This window comes from Pseudomonas sp. TE3899 (assembly GCF_056279105.1).
The window spans coordinates 4,765,319-4,781,043 of the sequence record NZ_JBWBQR010000001.1 but is presented as its reverse complement, the minus strand read 5'-3'; the positions used below and the strand labels follow the sequence as shown (position 1 = coordinate 4,781,043).

The 15,725-nt window shown below is 59.7% G+C and carries 13 protein-coding genes, 1 tRNA gene and 1 pseudogene; 12 read left to right on the top strand and 3 right to left on the bottom strand.

Annotated elements, in window-relative coordinates; all coding sequences use genetic code 11:
* Nucleotides 1-163 precede the first annotated feature (163 nt).
* From pgaA to pgaD, 4 genes are read left to right on the top strand one after another with little or no spacing between them, the layout of a single operon-like run.
* On the top strand, nucleotides 164-2,644 hold the full coding sequence (gene pgaA / locus ACZ89E_RS21760; RefSeq protein WP_476256428.1) for a poly-beta-1,6 N-acetyl-D-glucosamine export porin PgaA: 2,481 nt from the start codon (nucleotides 164-166) through the stop codon (nucleotides 2,642-2,644).
* 12 nt (nucleotides 2,645-2,656) lie between these two features.
* Complete coding sequence (pgaB, locus tag ACZ89E_RS21755; RefSeq protein ID WP_476256427.1) at nucleotides 2,657-4,654, top strand: poly-beta-1,6-N-acetyl-D-glucosamine N-deacetylase PgaB; 1,998 nt, start codon at nucleotides 2,657-2,659, stop codon at nucleotides 4,652-4,654.
* 1 nt (nucleotide 4,655) lies between these two features.
* A complete protein-coding gene (gene pgaC, locus ACZ89E_RS21750; RefSeq protein WP_149661552.1) occupies nucleotides 4,656-6,008 on the top strand; it encodes a poly-beta-1,6-N-acetyl-D-glucosamine synthase in 1,353 nt (450 codons plus the stop codon).
* Nucleotides 6,005-6,532 (top strand): poly-beta-1,6-N-acetyl-D-glucosamine biosynthesis protein PgaD, encoded by a 528-nt coding sequence (gene pgaD / locus ACZ89E_RS21745; protein ID WP_149661553.1) that lies wholly within the window; start codon nucleotides 6,005-6,007, stop codon nucleotides 6,530-6,532. The genes pgaC and pgaD overlap by 4 nt, the downstream gene beginning before the upstream one ends.
* A gap of 94 nt (nucleotides 6,533-6,626) precedes the next feature.
* Here pgaD and ACZ89E_RS21740 read toward each other — a convergent pair whose 3' ends face one another.
* Nucleotides 6,627-8,156: an FAD-dependent oxidoreductase gene (locus tag ACZ89E_RS21740; RefSeq protein WP_476256426.1), complete on the bottom strand. Its 1,530-nt coding sequence runs from the start codon at nucleotides 8,154-8,156 to the stop codon at nucleotides 6,627-6,629.
* A gap of 141 nt (nucleotides 8,157-8,297) precedes the next feature.
* Between ACZ89E_RS21740 and ACZ89E_RS21735 the strand changes: the two genes are divergently transcribed.
* The 5 genes from ACZ89E_RS21735 to ACZ89E_RS21715 all read left to right on the top strand — a co-directional run bounded on the left by ACZ89E_RS21735 (nucleotide 8,298) and on the right by ACZ89E_RS21715 (nucleotide 12,162).
* Entirely contained in the window at nucleotides 8,298-8,858 is a 561-nt protein-coding gene (locus ACZ89E_RS21735; protein WP_476256425.1) for a YbhB/YbcL family Raf kinase inhibitor-like protein, read from the top strand.
* Nucleotides 8,859-8,947: 89 nt separating this feature from the next.
* On the top strand, nucleotides 8,948-10,654 hold the full coding sequence (locus ACZ89E_RS21730) for a vWA domain-containing protein (RefSeq protein ID WP_476256424.1): 1,707 nt from the start codon (nucleotides 8,948-8,950) through the stop codon (nucleotides 10,652-10,654).
* Between the two features lie 17 nt (nucleotides 10,655-10,671).
* Nucleotides 10,672-11,253: an RNA polymerase sigma factor gene (locus tag ACZ89E_RS21725; RefSeq protein ID WP_476256423.1), complete on the top strand. Its 582-nt coding sequence runs from the start codon at nucleotides 10,672-10,674 to the stop codon at nucleotides 11,251-11,253.
* Nucleotides 11,250-11,870, top strand: coding sequence for a hypothetical protein (locus ACZ89E_RS21720; RefSeq protein ID WP_476256422.1), 621 nt, complete (start codon nucleotides 11,250-11,252; stop codon nucleotides 11,868-11,870). The genes ACZ89E_RS21725 and ACZ89E_RS21720 overlap by 4 nt, the downstream gene beginning before the upstream one ends.
* 19 nt (nucleotides 11,871-11,889) lie before the next feature.
* Nucleotides 11,890-12,162 carry a hypothetical protein gene (locus ACZ89E_RS21715; RefSeq protein ID WP_476256421.1) on the top strand — a complete coding sequence of 91 codons (273 nt, stop codon included), beginning with the start codon at nucleotides 11,890-11,892 and terminating at the stop codon, nucleotides 12,160-12,162.
* Between the two features lie 300 nt (nucleotides 12,163-12,462).
* Here ACZ89E_RS21715 and ACZ89E_RS21710 read toward each other — a convergent pair whose 3' ends face one another.
* Nucleotides 12,463-12,657, bottom strand: a complete 195-nt coding sequence (locus ACZ89E_RS21710) for a KTSC domain-containing protein (RefSeq protein ID WP_476257068.1) — start codon at nucleotides 12,655-12,657, stop codon at nucleotides 12,463-12,465.
* A gap of 382 nt (nucleotides 12,658-13,039) precedes the next feature.
* Here ACZ89E_RS21710 and ACZ89E_RS21705 point away from each other — a divergent pair.
* From ACZ89E_RS21705 to ACZ89E_RS21695, 3 genes and pseudogenes are all read left to right on the top strand, one after another.
* Nucleotides 13,040-14,158 (top strand): annotated as a pseudogene (locus ACZ89E_RS21705) (polymorphic toxin type 44 domain-containing protein).
* Entirely contained in the window at nucleotides 14,139-14,558 is a 420-nt protein-coding gene (locus ACZ89E_RS21700; RefSeq protein ID WP_463259047.1) for a hypothetical protein, read from the top strand. Before ACZ89E_RS21705 ends, ACZ89E_RS21700 begins: the two are co-directional and overlap by 20 nt.
* A 131-nt stretch (nucleotides 14,559-14,689) precedes the next feature.
* Nucleotides 14,690-15,001, top strand: a complete 312-nt coding sequence (locus ACZ89E_RS21695; protein WP_476256420.1) for a hypothetical protein — start codon at nucleotides 14,690-14,692, stop codon at nucleotides 14,999-15,001.
* 466 nt (nucleotides 15,002-15,467) lie between these two features.
* Here the strand turns inward: ACZ89E_RS21695 and ACZ89E_RS21690 are convergent.
* Nucleotides 15,468-15,544 (bottom strand) — tRNA-Arg (locus ACZ89E_RS21690).
* Between the last annotated feature and the right edge of the window lie 181 nt (nucleotides 15,545-15,725).

Here is a 15,725-nt window from a genome sequence, read left to right as displayed (position 1 = left end):
GCAGGGACCGTCACGAATCTGAATAAATATTGTGTTCTGAATAGTTGACCAAACTCGCGTGCAAGACTGCGCCCCGATTAACCGGATCTCCTCGATCCGGCCTTCCATTACGAATGGGCAAGGGGGCATCGCGACCCGGCTGGCCATGTAAGGATGCTGACAAATGCCGCGTTTTGCAGGTCCCTTTATTCATCGTGGTCTACGCCCCTTGTGGCGCGTGGCGTTGTGCAGCCAGTTGCTCTGGCCGACGCTGGCGTTTGCCGACACGCCGTACGACCAGATGGTTCGCGATGCCCGTGCGGGCAATTACGCGCCCGCGCTGACGGTGTTGCGCCAGGTGCCCGTGAGCCAGGCCACCACCGGCCAGGTCAGCGATCACTTGCAGATCGCCAGTTGGGCCGGGCTCGACGCCGAAGTGGTGCAGGTCTATGAAACCCAGGGCCGCAGCCGGGCGTTGCCGATCCAGGCGTTGACCGCCACGGCGCGGGCCTATCGCAACCTCAAGCGCTGGGAATCGGCGACCGAGGTCTACACCAAGGCCTTGGCGCTGGAGCCGCAGAACCCGGACCTGCAACTCGGCCTGGCCCTGACCCAGGCAGACGCCGGCAAACCCGACGACGCCGTGACCCGCACCAAAGCCCTGGTAGCCGCCAAACCGGACGATCCTGCCCGACGTCTGGCGCTGGCCTATGCCTTGACCCGCGCCGGCAAAAATTACGACGCACTGTTTGAATACGACCAGGCTTTCATCCGCTCCGGCAGCAAGCCGGACGTCGCCCGGGAATACGTGTTTGCCCTGCAACGTGCGCGCCTGCCGGAACCGGCCCTGCGCCTGGCCAAGCAGCGGCCGGGGCTGATCGATCCGGTGCATTTGCGCCTGATCGAAGGCGATCTGGCCGCCGAGCGTGTGCGTCTGGCGGAACTGGCCACCCGCAGCGAAAAAGAACGCTATGTCATCGCTGATCGAGCGCTGGCCGACTACGACCAATTGCTCGCCACCTGGACCCCGGACCCGGCGGCCCACGACGATGTCACCCGTTGGCGCATCGACCGCATGGGCGCGCTCAAGGCCCGGGCGCGCACCGCCGATGTGATCAGCGAGTACCAGAAGCTGATCGGCGAAGGCGGGAAGATTCCGACCTACGCCCTGCGCTGGGTGGCGTCGTCCTACCTGGACCAGCGCCAGCCGGAGATCGCCACGGACCTCTATCGCCAAGTGTTGATCGCGCCGGACGCCGATGTCGGTGATCGTCTTGAAGACAGCACCGCGCTCTATTACGCGCTGCTCGAAAGCGACAAGGCTGACGAAGCGCGCAAGGTCGCCGAGGACTTGGCCAAGGCCCAGAAACCACGGGTTGAACTCAAGGGTTTGCCGGTGGGCAATCCCAACGATGAGTGGATGGACGCGCAACAACTCGCCGCCCAGGCCGGGACCTACGGCGCCGATTTGCCGTCCGGCGAGCAGCGCTTGCAGACGTTGGTCGATCAGGCACCGGGCAACATCGGCTTGCGCCTGGCCCAGGCTGATCTGTACCTGGCCCGTGACTGGCCGCGCCGCGCCGAATTGCAGCTCAAGGAAACCGAAAGCATGGTCCCGCGAGACATGGGCCTGGAAGTGGCCCAGGCCCACACCGCCATGGATTTGCAGGAATGGCGGCAGATGGATGCGCTGACTGACGACGTGGCAGCACGTTTCCCGGACAACCGTCAGGTCCAGCGTTTGCAGCGCCAGCGCGCGGTGCATGACATGGCCGAGCTGCGGGTGCAGACCTACGGCGGCAAGAGTTATGGCGGTGGGGATAGCACGGCCGGTGCGGTCGCGGGCAGCAAGGATTTCGGGATCGAAACCGTGCTCTACAGCCCACCCATCGACGAAGACTGGCGGGTATTCGCCGGGGTCGGTTACGCCACGGGGGACTTCCAGGAAGGCACCGGGCGTGATCGCACGCAACGGCTTGGCGTGGAGCGGCGCACCCGCGACATGACCCTGGAAGCGGAAGTCTCCAATCACAACTTCGGCTACGGCAACAAGCAAGGCGCACGCCTGTCGATTGCCCGGGACATCGACGATCACTGGCAGTATGGCGGCAGCCTCGCTTACCTCTCGGCAGATACACCGCTGCGCGCGTTGAACAGCGACGTCACGGCCAACGGCGGCAGCGGTTTTATCCGCTGGCGCGCCAATGAAAGCCGCGAATGGAAACTGGCGGTCAGCCCCTCGCACTTCAGCGACGGCAACAACCGCGTCGAAGCGTTGCTGACCGGGCGCGAGGGCGTCTACACCGCGCCGAAGGTGCAAGTCGACCTCGGCCTGGAAGTCGGCACCAGCCACAACTCCGCGTCCGAGGACGTGCCGTACTTCAACCCCAAATCCGACTTCAGCGTGCTGCCGACAGTCAACGTCAACCACGTGCTGTATCGCCGCTACGAAACCTCCTGGAGCCAACAATTCCAGGCCGGCGCGGGCACTTACAGCCAACGCGACTTCGGCACCGGCGGCATCGGCCTGCTGGGCTACGGCCAGCGCTACAGCTGGAACGACGTGTTCGAGGTGGGCGGCTTGTTGACCGTGATCAACCGGCCTTACGACGGCGACCGCGAAACCGATCTGCGCCTGCTCGTCGACCTCACTTACCGCTTCTAGAAGAGTTTGAAGATGCCTTTTATCTCGCGTTTCATCCTTCTGCTGGGAGCGCTGCTGGTCAGCGCCTGCGCCCAGCAGGCCCCGGCGTTTACACCACCCGCCGAGCGCCCGGTGCCGGCCAACGAAAAACCGTGGCCGAAAAACCACGTGCTCGGCATCGCTTACCACGACGTCGAAGACCGCGACCCCGATCAAGCGGTGGTGGCGGTGCGCACCGAACGCATGATCGAGCAGTTGGCGTGGCTGCGGGAGAACAACTACAAACCGGTGACCGTCGACCAGATCATGGCCGCCCGCACCGGTGGCCCAGAGCTGCCGCCCAAGGCGATCCTGCTGAGTTTCGATGACGGTTATTCGAGCTTCTACACCCGCGTCATGCCGGTACTGCGCGCCTACAACTGGCACGCCTTGCTGGCGCCGGTCGGGGTGTGGATCGATACGCCGCTGAACCAACCGGTGGATTTCGCCGGCACACCGCGCCAGCGTTCGGACTTCCTGACCTGGGAGCAGATTCGGGAAATCTCCAAATCCGGGCTGGTGGAAATCGCCGCGCACACCGATGCCAGCCACAAAGGTGTACTGGCCAACCCGCAAGGCAACCTGCAACCGGCCGCCGCGACCCGTCGCTACGATGCGCTCGCGGGTCGCTACGAAACAGAAGCCGAGTTTCAGGCGCGGATGCGCGCCGACGTCGTGACCATCACCGAGAAAATCCGCAAGGTCACCGGTTACAAACCGCGTGTCTGGGTCTGGCCTTACGGCGCGGCGGACGGTACTTCGCTGCAAGTGGTGAGCGAGCAGGGCTATCAAATGGCCCTGACCCTGGACGACGGCCTCGATGCCCTCGACAACCTGATGAGCAGCCCGCGCTTCCTGGTGGCCTCGGACCCGGACGGTGAGCACTTCGCCAACAGCATCGTCTCGGTGCAGGCCGAATCGCCGATGCGCGTGGTGCATGTGGACCTGGATAACGTCTACGACGCCGACCCGGCGCAGTTGGAAATCAACCTCGGCAAACTGATCCAGCGCATGGCCGACATGGGCGCCAATACTGTGTTCCTGCAGGCGTTCGCCGACCCGAAAGGCGACGGCCTGGTGCATTCGTTGTACTTCCCCAACCGTCACCTGCCGGTGCGCGCCGATATCTTCGACCGCGTCGCCTGGCAGTTGCGTACCCGGGCTCACGTTAAAGTCTTCGCCTGGATGCCGGTGCTGAGTTTTGCCCTGGATTCCAAGCTGCCCCGCGTCACCCGTTGGGACCCGAAGACCGGGACCACGTCGGTGGACCCGGACCAATACAAACGCCTGTCGCCGTTCGACCCGAACGTGCGCCGGATCATCGGTGAAATCTACGAAGACGTGGCGCGCCTGACCTCGGTCGACGGCATCCTCTATCACGACGACGCCGTGCTGTCGGACTTCGAAGACGCCGGCCCCGAAGCGCTCAAGGTCTATGCCGCCAACGGCTTGCCGGGCTCGATAGCGGCGCTGCGCGATGACCCGGCCACGCTGCAACGCTGGACGCGGTTCAAGAGCCGTTACCTGATCGACTTCACCAAAGAGCTGACCGCCAAGGTCCGCGCCATTCGCGGCCCGCAGGTGCTGACCGCGCGCAATATCTTCGCCGAGCCGATGCTCAACCCCGAGAGCGAAGCCTGGTTTGCGCAGAACCTCGACGACTTCCTCGGCACCTACGACTGGACGGCGCCGATGGCCATGCCACTGATGGAAAAACAGAGCCTCGCGCAATCCGGGCCCTGGCTCGAAGCGTTGGTGGCGACGGTCAAGGCGCGTCCCGGTGCGCTTGAACGCACGGTGTTCGAATTGCAGGCCAAGGACTGGACCAAACAGACCGATGCCGACATCGACGGCGCGCAGCTGAGCGACTGGATGGGCCGCCTCAAGCGTCAGGGCGCCACCAGTTTCGGCTACTACCCGGACAATTTCCTAGAGAACCAGCCGGACCTGAAAACCGTGCGGCCCGCGCTCTCCAACAAGTGGAATCCATAACATGCTGGATAGACTGCTGGCCCTGCTGGTTCTGGCGATCGTCCTGGGGATTCCCCTGGGGCTGATCTTCCTGGTCACCGGGCAATTTCTGATGGACTTCGTGTTCTTTTATCCCCTGTTCATGTCCGGATTGTGGATCGCCGGCGGCCTGTATTTCTGGCTGCACTGGGAGCGGCACTGGCCCTGGCAGGACGATACTTTGCCGCCGCCGCTGGCTGGCGAGCCGCTGATTTCGATCCTGATCCCTTGCTACAACGAAGGTGACAACGCCGCCGACACCATCCACGCGGCGCTGGCCCAGCATTACCCGAACATCGAAGTGATCGCGATCAACGACGGCTCCAAGGACAACACCGCCGCTGTGCTCGACGCACTGGCCGCGCAAGACCCACGCCTGCGGGTGCTGCACCTGGCGGAAAACCAGGGCAAAGCCGTGGCCCTGCGCATGGGTGCCATCGCGGCGCACAGCGAATACTTGGTGTGCATCGACGGTGATGCATTGCTGGCGCCAAACACTGCGGCGTATCTGGTGGCGCCAATGCTCGATAACGCGCGCCTCGGCGCCGTGACCGGCAACCCGCGCATCCGCACCCGTTCGACGCTGGTGGGCCGGGTTCAGGTCGGTGAGTTCTCGTCGATCATTGGTTTGATCAAGCGCACGCAACGGGTGTTCGGGCGGATCTTCACCGTCTCCGGGGTGATCGTCGCGTTCCGCCGTTCGGCGCTGAACCGGGTCGGCTACTGGAGCCCGGACATGATCACCGAAGACATCGACATCAGCTGGAAACTGCAACTGGACCACTGGAGCATCTTCTACGAGCCCCGCGCCCTGTGCTGGATCCTGATGCCGGAAACCCTCGGCGGCCTGTGGAAACAGCGGTTGCGCTGGGCCCAGGGCGGCGCCGAAGTGTTGTTCAAGAACATCCGCGGCATCTGGCAGTACCGCCATCGCTACCTCTGGCCGCTGCTGTTCGAATACTGCTTGTCCACCGGGTGGGCCTTCACTTTCTTGCTGTCGGTGATCTTCTGGGGCGTGGGCAAGTTTGTCGAAATGCCTTCTGCAATCGCGGTGGACCATTTGCTGCCGCCCGCGTTTACCGGGTTGCTGTTGGCCATGGTCTGCCTGTTGCAGTTTGCGGTCAGCATCCTGATCGACCGGCGTTATGAAAAGGGCCTGGGCAAGACCATGTTCTGGGTCGTCTGGTACCCGTTGATGTTCTGGCTCATCAGTCTGCTGACGACGCTGGTGAGTTTTCCGAAAGTGCTGTTCGGCCAACATCAGAAACGCGCGCGCTGGGTCAGTCCCGACCGGGGCATCAAGCCGTTTGACGATGAGGAGGAAGTCATCAAATGAAAATCATCAGAACCCGGCAGCGACCGTTCCTGGTCGTGATCGATGCCTTTTTCACGGTGCTGGCCTGGATCGGCCTGCTCTATCTGCTGGTGCGCGGGTTGTGGCCGCTGATTGATACCCACGACGGGCCGCGTATTGATGCGTCGGTGTTCGACGCCCTCGGCACGTTGCAGATTTATTTGTGGGTGGCGGTGTTGAACGCGGTGATCCTGATTTCCTGGGCGCGTTATCAGCATCGCAAGAGCAAGAGCTTTGCCCAACGTCGCCTGCCTGCGCCGGTGGTGGATGACATCGGCTTGAGCAAAAGTTTCAAGTTGACCGGTGATCGTCTGGAGAAGCTGCGTACGCCGGGCTCGATGACCATTCACAACAATCAGGAGGGCGATGTGAGCCATGTGATCACTCACTACTTCCCGATTGAACCAGCGCTGCGATCGTCACCGCTGGCGCCGTTGGAGCATCCGTTGGTGATTCGATTGCCGGCCGAAGATGACGAAAACCGCGAACCGGTGATCCATCTCTAAATTCGACACAAATCCCTGTAGGAGCGAGGCTTGCCCGCGAAGGCGATTTTACGGACGCCATCGCGGGCAAGCCTTGCTCCTACCGATTTCAACGTCAATTCAGATCCCGCACCAACCGCCACGCCTCATCCACCGGCAACGGCTGTTTCATCCGCTCCGCCAACATCGCCATCGCTCGCTCCTCATCGCAGGCCACCGCCGCCACCACCACCCCGTGCTTGCCGAACAGGCCAATAAACGGCGGATGGTATGGATCACCCTTGAACTCCACCTCGTCCCAACTCTCGGCATGGCCCAGGTAGTCGTAGTTTTTGCCGAAATGCCAGGTCCAGAAATACGGCACATCGAGGTAATGCTCATCGCCACCGAGCATGTTCGCGGCCGCGATCCGCGCCTGTTGCTGCGCCAGGCGCCAGTGCTCGATCCGTTGCGGCTGACCGTTGAGCGGGAAGGTCGCGATATCACCGACGGCCCACAGTCCATCGCTCACGCGCATGCCGCCGTCGACTTTCAGCGACTGGTCTTTTTCCTTGGGCAGATCGGCAAACACGTCGGTGGCCGGGGTGACGCCGATCCCGACCAGCACCAGATCCGCCGGCAAGCGCTGGCCGTTATCCAGCAGCACTGCTTCGACCTTGCCCGAACCTTCGATGGACGTGGCTTCGCCATCGGTGTGAAAAACCACGCCGTGGGCCACATGCCGGGCGCGAATCGCCTTGCCGACGGTCTCGCCAAACTGCGCCGCGAACGGCACGGCGTGGCGGGCGAGCACGGTCACGTCCAGGCCATAGGTGCGCAGGGCCGAGGCCGATTCCAGGGCAATGAAACTGTCGCCGATGATCACGGCTTTCTGGCCGGGTCTGGCGGCTTCCAGAATCCGTGTTGCCTGGTCCTTCGAGCGCAGTAGAAACACCTGCGGCAGCTCGGCGCCGGGCAGTTCCAAAGGTTTGGGGAGGCCGCCGGTGGCGAGCAATGCGGCATCGTAGCTCAGGGTTTGGCCATCGGTCAGTTTCAAGGTTTTGTGTTGCGCGTCGAAGCTGGCGACTTCGCCGCGCAGGCGTTCGATGCGCTGTTTGCCGTAAAAAGCCTGGTCGCGCAGGGGCGGGACTTCGTCCGGCGGCATTTCCCCGGCGATCACGAATTTGCTCAGCACGGTGCGGTCGTAGCCGGCGTCGGCTTCCCGGTCGATCAGTTGGATTCGGCCGCCAAAGCCTTTTTCACGCAGGGCGGCCGCTGCGGCGGTGCCTGCGGCGCCCGCACCAATGATCACAAAGATGCGCTCATCGTCGGCGGGCGGCGTATGGGCGTCGACCATCGGCTGGTCGTCGACCCAAACCTCGTCGTCGCGCATTTCCAGCGGGTAGCGCATGAGACCATCCAGTGACGGTGGCTCGCACAGCGCACCGTCTTCGATGCGATAAGCAGCCTTGTGCCACGGACAGATCAGCCGCCCGTGACACAGCGCGCCCTCGGCCAGCGGCGCCCCGGCGTGGGGGCACTCGCCCTGGAAGGCGCGCAACTGATCGCCGACCCGCAGCAACACAATTTTGGTGTCGGCGATCTTGACTTCAAGACCCCGGTTTTCCGGCACATCGGCGAAACGGGCGACGCGATGCAGGGCCATGAGCGCTCTCCAGACAGGGGTTTCTCTATTGAGTTTGGCCCTTATCCCGAGGTTCAGCCCAATTCCTACTGCCACCGCGTCAACGGTACGGCTATAGTCTGCGAGCCGACGACGGCCTAATCCGCACAAGGTGCTCCGGTAATGACCCGATTGACCTCTCTGAACCCTTGGCTGGCGGCCGTTGCAGTCGCCCTTTGCGTGCAAATACCCGTGCAGGCCCAGGAGCGTTTCACCCTCAACATCCCCGGTGTCACGGACGATCGACTGTTTACGTCGGCGGCGGCCAGCGATGCGCCCAATTGTGGCGGGCATAACCAATCGCCGGCCCTGAACTGGAACGCCGGCCCGGCGGGCACCCTCAGCTACGCGATCGTCATGCACGACCCCGACGGCGGGAAAGGCCAGGGCGTCGATCATTGGGTGCATTACGGCATCAAGGCGAGCACCCACCAGATCCCGGCGGGTGTCGGCGCGAAAGGCGCCCTCGAAGGCGTCGGTGGCACCAACGTCAAAGGCACCACGACTTACGTCGGCCCTTGCCCGCCGGTCGGCGACAGCGCGCACCACTACATCATCCAGATCTACGCCCTGGACCTGGCCCCGGACGCCTTGCCCGCCGGCCTGACCCGCGCGCAACTGCTGGAAAAAATCAAGGATCACGTGCTGCGCAACAGCAGCGTGGTGCGGCGTTATCACCGCTGAAGATTTTTTTCTTAGCGGTTTAACCCGAATCTGGCGGGCTGCCCGTCTCAGAGGATGAATGGATCAATTTCCTCCTGAGGTCAGCCCCCATGTCCCTCCCTCTGCATTTTCTGCGTCCGGCCGCCCATGGTTTCGCCATCGGGTTGCTGCTGGCTGTTGCTGGTTGTGGTGTTTCGTCCAAGCCTGATTCCGCTGTAGTTGCGCCGTCGCCACCGTTGCCGTCATCGGCTCAAGGTGAGTTGAAGACTGAAGTCGCGGTCATGGCGGATGTCACGATGGCCAAGCGCAGTGTGCGTGCAGCGCCGATGGCCAGTTTTGCACCGATGTCTGAAGCCGCTCCGCCCGGCTATCAGGATGAGCAGCGCGAGCAGTATCAAGCGTTGGCCGATAACCCGATCCACAGCGTGGCCGAGGCGCCGGTCTCGACCTTCAGCGCTGACGTCGATACCGGCGCCTACGCCAACGTCCGCCGCTTGCTGAATCAGGGGCGCCTGCCGCCAGAAGGCGCGGTGCGGCTGGAGGAGATGGTCAATTACTTTCCCTACGATTACGCCTTGCCCACCGATGGCTCGCCGTTCGGCGTGACCACCGAACTGGCGCCGTCGCCGTGGAACCCGCATACCCGGTTGCTGCGCATCGGTATCAAGGCTTCGGATCGCGCAGTGTCGGAGCTGGCCCCGGCGAATCTGGTATTTCTGGTGGATGTGTCCGGCTCGATGGACCGCCGTGAGGGTTTGCCGCTGGTCAAAAGCACTCTGAAATTGCTGGTCGATCAACTGCGCGAACAGGATCGGGTGTCGCTGGTGGTCTACGCTGGCGAATCTCGTGTCGTGCTTGAGCCCACTTCCGGACGGGACAAAGCGAAGATTCGTACAGCCATCGACCAACTGACTGCGGGCGGCTCAACCGCTGGCGCATCGGGCATCGAACTGGCCTATCAAATGGCACAACAGGCCTTCATCCCCAAAGGTATCAACCGCATCCTGTTGGCCACCGACGGCGACTTCAACGTCGGCATCAGCGACTTCGACAGCCTCAAGCAAATGGCGGTGGATAAACGCAAGACCGGCATTTCCCTGACCACGTTGGGTTTTGGTGTGGATAACTACAATGAACACCTGATGGAGCAACTGGCCGATGCCGGCGACGGTAACTACGCCTACATCGACAACCTGCGTGAGGCGCGCAAGGTGCTGGTGGATCAACTCGGCTCGACCCTCGATGTAGTGGCGAAGAACGTGAAGCTGCAAGTGGAGTTCAACCCGGCGCAGGTCAGCGAATATCGGCTGTTGGGGTATGAGAATCGTGCGTTGAAGCGTGAGGATTTCAGTAATGACAAGGTCGATGCCGGGGAAATCGGTGCAGGGCATACGGTGACGGCGTTGTATGAAATTGTCCCTGTGGGCGAGAAGGGGTGGTTGGAGCCGTTGCGTTATGGTGATGCAGCGTCAGGCGCTTCCGGGAAATCCGCGGAAATGGCCATGTTGCGTGTGCGATATCAGTTGCCGGAAGGTGGGAATAGTCGCTTGATCGAGCGCCCGATTGCTTCGAGCTCGGCACCTGCCAGCGATGATCTGCGCTTTGCGGCGGCGGTGGCAGCGTTTTCACAGCAGTTGAAGGACGGCCGCTACACCGGCGATTTCAGCCTCAAAGACACCGAAGCCCTGGCCCGCGGCGCCCGGGGTGATGACCGCTTCGGCTTGCGCGCTGAGTTCGTGCAACTGGTCGAATTGGCCCAGAGCCTGCGGACTTCCACGGCCTCCAATCAACAAGCCCACGCCAACCGCATCGAGTGAAGGGGATCATCACCGATATGACCGCTCCTGAAATGAGCACCGACGCCAGCAGCGACGAATCGCTGCTGGCGCGCTATCGATCCGGCGACGGGCCGGCGTTCGAGATCTTGTACGCCCGCCACCGTCAGGGACTTTATCGATTCCTCCTCGGCCTCAGCGGCAAGGCTGAACTGGCCGAAGAGGTCTACCAGGACACCTGGCTCAGCCTGATCCGCAGCACCAGTCAGCCACAAGGCCGGGCGAATTTTCGTACCTGGCTCTACCAGATTGCCCGCAACCGACTGATCGACCACTGGCGCAAACATGGCATCCACAACCCCTTGCACGACAGCTACGACGAACAGGCCCACGCCGTGATCGACCACGCCGCCGACCCCGAACAACTGCTGAGCCTGAGCCGCGACACCCAGCGCCTCGAAACCGCCCTGCAAACCCTGCCCGCCGACCAACGGGAAGTCTTCCTGCTGCGCGCCCACGGCGACCTCGACCTGCCCCAAATCGCCACCCTCACCGAAACACCGCTGGAAACCGTCAAAAGCCGCTTGCGCTACGCCCAGCAAAAACTGCGTCGGCTGCTGGCCGAGGAGGTACTGACATGACTGACGCCCGCTCGAATAAAGAAGACGAAGTGTTGAAGCACTATCGTGAACACAGCAACGATGGCCCGCCGTCGCATCTCGACGCTTTCATCCTCGCCGCCGCCCATCGGGAAGCACCTGTACACAAACCGAACCTGTGGCAGCGCTGGGTCCAGGCCTGCCAGAAACCCCGTTGGCAGGTGGCGTTTGCCAGCCTGGTTGGCGTCGCACTGATGCTGGCACTGGTGCAACGCACGCCCGAGCAAGCGCCGCAATTCGACTCCGCCCCAGCGCCCAAAACGTCATCCTTTGCAGCCAAGAAAGAAGCCCCGGCACCGATTGCACGTTCGTTGTCCGCCCCGGCTGGCGCGTTATCCGCCCCTGCACCCGCCGCGCCGATGGCTGATTACGCCGCGCCCGCACAGAGCGAATCCATCAACGCGGAAATGGCTGACGAAGCCAAGGTCAGCAAACGCGCCGCTGCCCCGGTGAAAACCCTCGACGATCAACTGCATGAAGTCCTGCGCCTGCAAAACACCGGTCAAACCCAAGCCGCCGACGAACTGATGAAGACCCTGCACAAACGCTACCCCAACGAAAACCTCACCACCCGACTCAAGGCCCTGAAGAAAAACTGAGCCCCGGCCCTCCACCCATTTGGCAACCAGCCCCGAAAGCGCGCACTATCGGGGCATAGCCGATGCGTTGGAGGAAGCCGTGGCGAAAAAAATCGATCGCATCGCCCAAATGCTCAACTGCCCGAAGAAGGGGGAAGAGCTGAGGCGGGGGATAATTGAGAGTCGTAAGGAATTTCTGCTGAACAAGCAGGAAGCAGGCGTTCCCGAGGAAGACACCGTTGAGGATGAGGTGTTGGAGGATGGGGACGAGGATGATGAGGAATATGACGAGTTTGATTGGACGACTGAATGATAAAAAACCGCTTAGGCGGTTTTTTATTGGCTTCAGTTATTCGGCTAAGCCGAACAACTGAAACCTTCAGCATCTCGCTCATTCTGAGATTTACAGGACCCACAAAAAAGCCCCAAACCCTAAGGGCCTGAGGCTTTCTCGTTTCTTCTATATGGTGCCTAGGCGTCGTTTGAACTGGGCTCTGCGGGCCCCATTCTATAAGGGTTTGGTCAGTGGTGTTTCGGTTAGGCATACACGTGGGCATACACGGTCCATGCTGCTGGTAGGGTATTGGCTTGAAAACCTACCCCATGCAATGAGCTAGCACTGGTAGCGATCTTTAATGACTCTGTCGAAATACGACCCTTTGGAGCCTGCCGCCATCAAACCCTGATATACGCCTGATGGCACGCGGCAGAAGTCGTATGTGCGACCTTGTTTGAACGTGATTTTCATCCGTGCTGTGGTGGCGTCGTAGCCTACAGCCGTGATTGCCGACGAGTTCACACTAATCATATCCATAGTGCTTTCCCTAACTCTCACTGCCAACCGACCTGGTAGCTTGGCTTTTGATACTAGCCGATGACTGGCAGCTATGGGTCGAGAGGTACCCGTCATTCGGATAAAGATTGACCGCCAAATCTGTGTGCAATCGCCAAATGTTTGCAGACGCCTCCTATCCGCTGGTTTGTTCCCTCACTCACTATCAGTGGACTACTGACGCCTACGGCGACTACAGCAGTGAAGGGCGGGCAGGCTAAAATTTTGGGCAAGCGAGAGAAATAAGTTCAGATTTTTCCTAGAGACCGCCCACCATCACATGCGGTAACCTCGCGGCGCCTAAACAACGCTCTTGGCCTCCACTGACGGGGGTTTTTATGCACGACAAGGACGACGAATGATTTCCTCTGCTCGATTGGGTGACAAACATGTCTGCCCATTTACCGGGGCACGGTACTACCCCGATTGCCTCTGCCTCCGCTGACACAAACATCAACCTCATGGGTTCTGCTCGTGTGGGCGATACCTGTGGGTGTGGCGCTGTTATCACGACCGGGTTTCCGTCCATCCAAGTGAACGGGCGTCCTATGGTTCATTTGGGCAGTCCTACCAGTCACGGCGGAACCATCATTACTGGGTCAGGCGATGTCGGTGGCGGCTTTGTCATGGGGGATGCTGGCGGCGCAACAATCATCAACTTCATGGCACTCGGAGCATTTCGGCCCGACGGCACTGTGGACGATGAGAAAATGGCCACACTGCTGGCTGATCCGAAGCTGACAGAGAAGGCAACCGCTGCTAATGCTTTGGTAGATCCCAAGGCAGCTACTAAGCAGCCGGACGCGAAGCCCGGGCCTAAGCCAGAGGCGGAACCTGTTGCTTGCAACGACCCTGACGAAATGGAAGGGCTGGCTAACTATATCGCCGATGAGATGAACCGAAACATCTTGAGTTCGGAAGTTTTATCGATGCAAAGGCTTAATAACTATGATCCCGCCTCGCCGGACAGGACGCCCCGCTACTCAAAGGCTTGGGCGGGCCAGCTGCACGTGCGCTAAACAAGTACAGAGACATCGCTACATCGTGGGCAATCTGGACAAGTAAAGTGGGTCCCCAGATGGACTGGGATCATAAACCTAAGCTCCGTAAGCTGTTTGTTGGCGTCTACCACAAACAGGGGGCTTATGAATATTTCTACGACATCTGGTCGAACGTTCACTATGGATACGTTGGAATCATAGGGGGCATGTCGGAAAGCGAGCTACTGGATGGCGCAGGGGCTGCACAATTTTTGTGGGACGCTGCTACCAAAGGTGGACCACATAAAACGGCGAGCTCATGGACCGAACCGCGATCATGGGACGGTGTTGGCGATAGAGTATCGATTAAAATTGGGATGAAGCTCGCCAAACAGCACCCCACAGGTGGGGTAACCGCGAAGATGATCATGGACGAAGTGTTAGCAGTACCACCAGAGAACTGGGGAGAGGGAATCCGTGTCCACGAATGTAAGTAAGCGTCGGCCATGGTACATACGGCTACTGTGGTTACCTGTGCTGTATTTTGCGGTCACTCACTGGGATATAGCCCTGCCAACCGTAAATGTTCATTACTCTAAAGCAGGGAGAGATGAGTTTCGGTACATCTGGAACGTTCAAGACCGGATTTATAAAGGGGGAATGCTTCCCGGTGGTGGTGCGATTGATAATGGCGTGCTTTTTCCTGACGACGAGTTCTTCATGGAATTTTCGTGGTGGAGCAAAAAAGAAGGGCGTAATCATTGCATCAGCGTCACGCCGAAGTGGCCTAACACCGATATTTACCTAGACGCAGATGGCAACATTGATATGCGAAAAGAGAGCGGTACTGACGTAGACAGGTTGAAGGAGTGTCAATGGGACCGAGCCAAGCCTTAGACAGATGCCTGCGTTGCAGGCTAAATCATGCTGGTCGCGCGCTCACACCAAAGAACTGTCACTCTGCGCGGCGTAAAACGAACTGCGTGAACGAGTGACTTTTACAGTGCTGAATTTTTAGGTGGTTAAATATGAAGCTCAAGGCTGGCATGCGTAATTTTTTATTATGGGTTTTCATTCTTTTATTTATAGTCTCCACCAACACCTTGGTATACGTTTCATCGCTACTGAACTTCAAAGATAGTTCGCAGCTTATTTTCGTCTTTAGTTTGTATCTTCTTGTATATATTGTGGCTTTGATTTTATTAGTTTGGGTGTGGCAGTTTTTACATAAATTTCTAGCGGTTAAATCATTGCCAGGCCAAAAAATATTGGCCACTTATGAGGTGACTTTTGAAGAGTATGAAAAAATTAAAGTTTTTTTGGCTGAAGTCAGAGCCTAGATGTAACGCTCTAAAATAGGATTTTTTGCAGGTTTAACTGATGTGTTTGAGAACAGGGGGCGGGGAGCAATGGAGCCGAAGGTGCACTTGAGCCTAGCGCCTGCCCGCATACTCCTGTGGATTGTCGTTTCGGAAAAGAGGGACACGGAAAAGAGCGGAAAAGAGGGACAGATTTATTTTCTGAAAAGAGGGACAGATTTATTTTCTCGGAGCCCATCAGAATCCAAATGGATCATGGGTTTGCGCATAACTGAAACGAGACACCACAAATCCTTCTCTTCCGGATTTCCGAAAGCTGCTGGAAACTCGCGAGAGATGGTTCACGGCAGTTGTAAACTCTAAGTTGACAACTGCCCTACCGACCCAAGCCCCATTGATCAAACACCTGAATTGGCCACTTGGGATACCAGCACCCACAAAAAAGCCCCAGTCCCTACGGGCCTGAGGCTTTCTCGTTTCTTCTATATGGTGCACCAGGCGGGATTCGAACCCACGACCACTGCCTTCGGAGGGCAGTACTCTATCCAGCTGAGCTACTGGTGCAAGCGGGCGCCATGATACTCATAAGCGTTGCGGGCGTCCATGCTGCTGAATCGCCTGTGTTTTTCCAAGCTGTAACAGCCGTTTGCTACGTTGATCAGAAAAAATCCGCAAATGCGGCGTTTTCGTTCTTTTTTTCGAACGGGCTATTGTCCTTTCCCGGCATTGATCCTAGGATTCGTTC

Excerpts from the sequence above, each read along its gene's own strand:
- pgaA (WP_476256428.1), top strand. The coding sequence starts at position 164 with ATGCCGCGTTTTGCAGGTCCCTTTATTCATCGTGGTCTACGCCCCTTG.
- pgaB (WP_476256427.1), top strand. The coding sequence starts at position 2,657 with ATGCCTTTTATCTCGCGTTTCATCCTTCTGCTGGGAGCGCTGCTGGTC.
- pgaC (WP_149661552.1), top strand. The coding sequence starts at position 4,656 with ATGCTGGATAGACTGCTGGCCCTGCTGGTTCTGGCGATCGTCCTGGGG.
- pgaD (WP_149661553.1), top strand. The coding sequence starts at position 6,005 with ATGAAAATCATCAGAACCCGGCAGCGACCGTTCCTGGTCGTGATCGAT.
- ACZ89E_RS21740 (WP_476256426.1), bottom strand. The coding sequence starts at position 8,156 with ATGGCCCTGCATCGCGTCGCCCGTTTCGCCGATGTGCCGGAAAACCGG.
- ACZ89E_RS21735 (WP_476256425.1), top strand. The coding sequence starts at position 8,298 with ATGACCCGATTGACCTCTCTGAACCCTTGGCTGGCGGCCGTTGCAGTC.
- ACZ89E_RS21730 (WP_476256424.1), top strand. The coding sequence starts at position 8,948 with ATGTCCCTCCCTCTGCATTTTCTGCGTCCGGCCGCCCATGGTTTCGCC.
- ACZ89E_RS21725 (WP_476256423.1), top strand. The coding sequence starts at position 10,672 with ATGACCGCTCCTGAAATGAGCACCGACGCCAGCAGCGACGAATCGCTG.
- ACZ89E_RS21720 (WP_476256422.1), top strand. The coding sequence starts at position 11,250 with ATGACTGACGCCCGCTCGAATAAAGAAGACGAAGTGTTGAAGCACTAT.
- ACZ89E_RS21710 (WP_476257068.1), bottom strand. The coding sequence starts at position 12,657 with ATGATTAGTGTGAACTCGTCGGCAATCACGGCTGTAGGCTACGACGCC.
- ACZ89E_RS21695 (WP_476256420.1), top strand. The coding sequence starts at position 14,690 with ATGAAGCTCAAGGCTGGCATGCGTAATTTTTTATTATGGGTTTTCATT.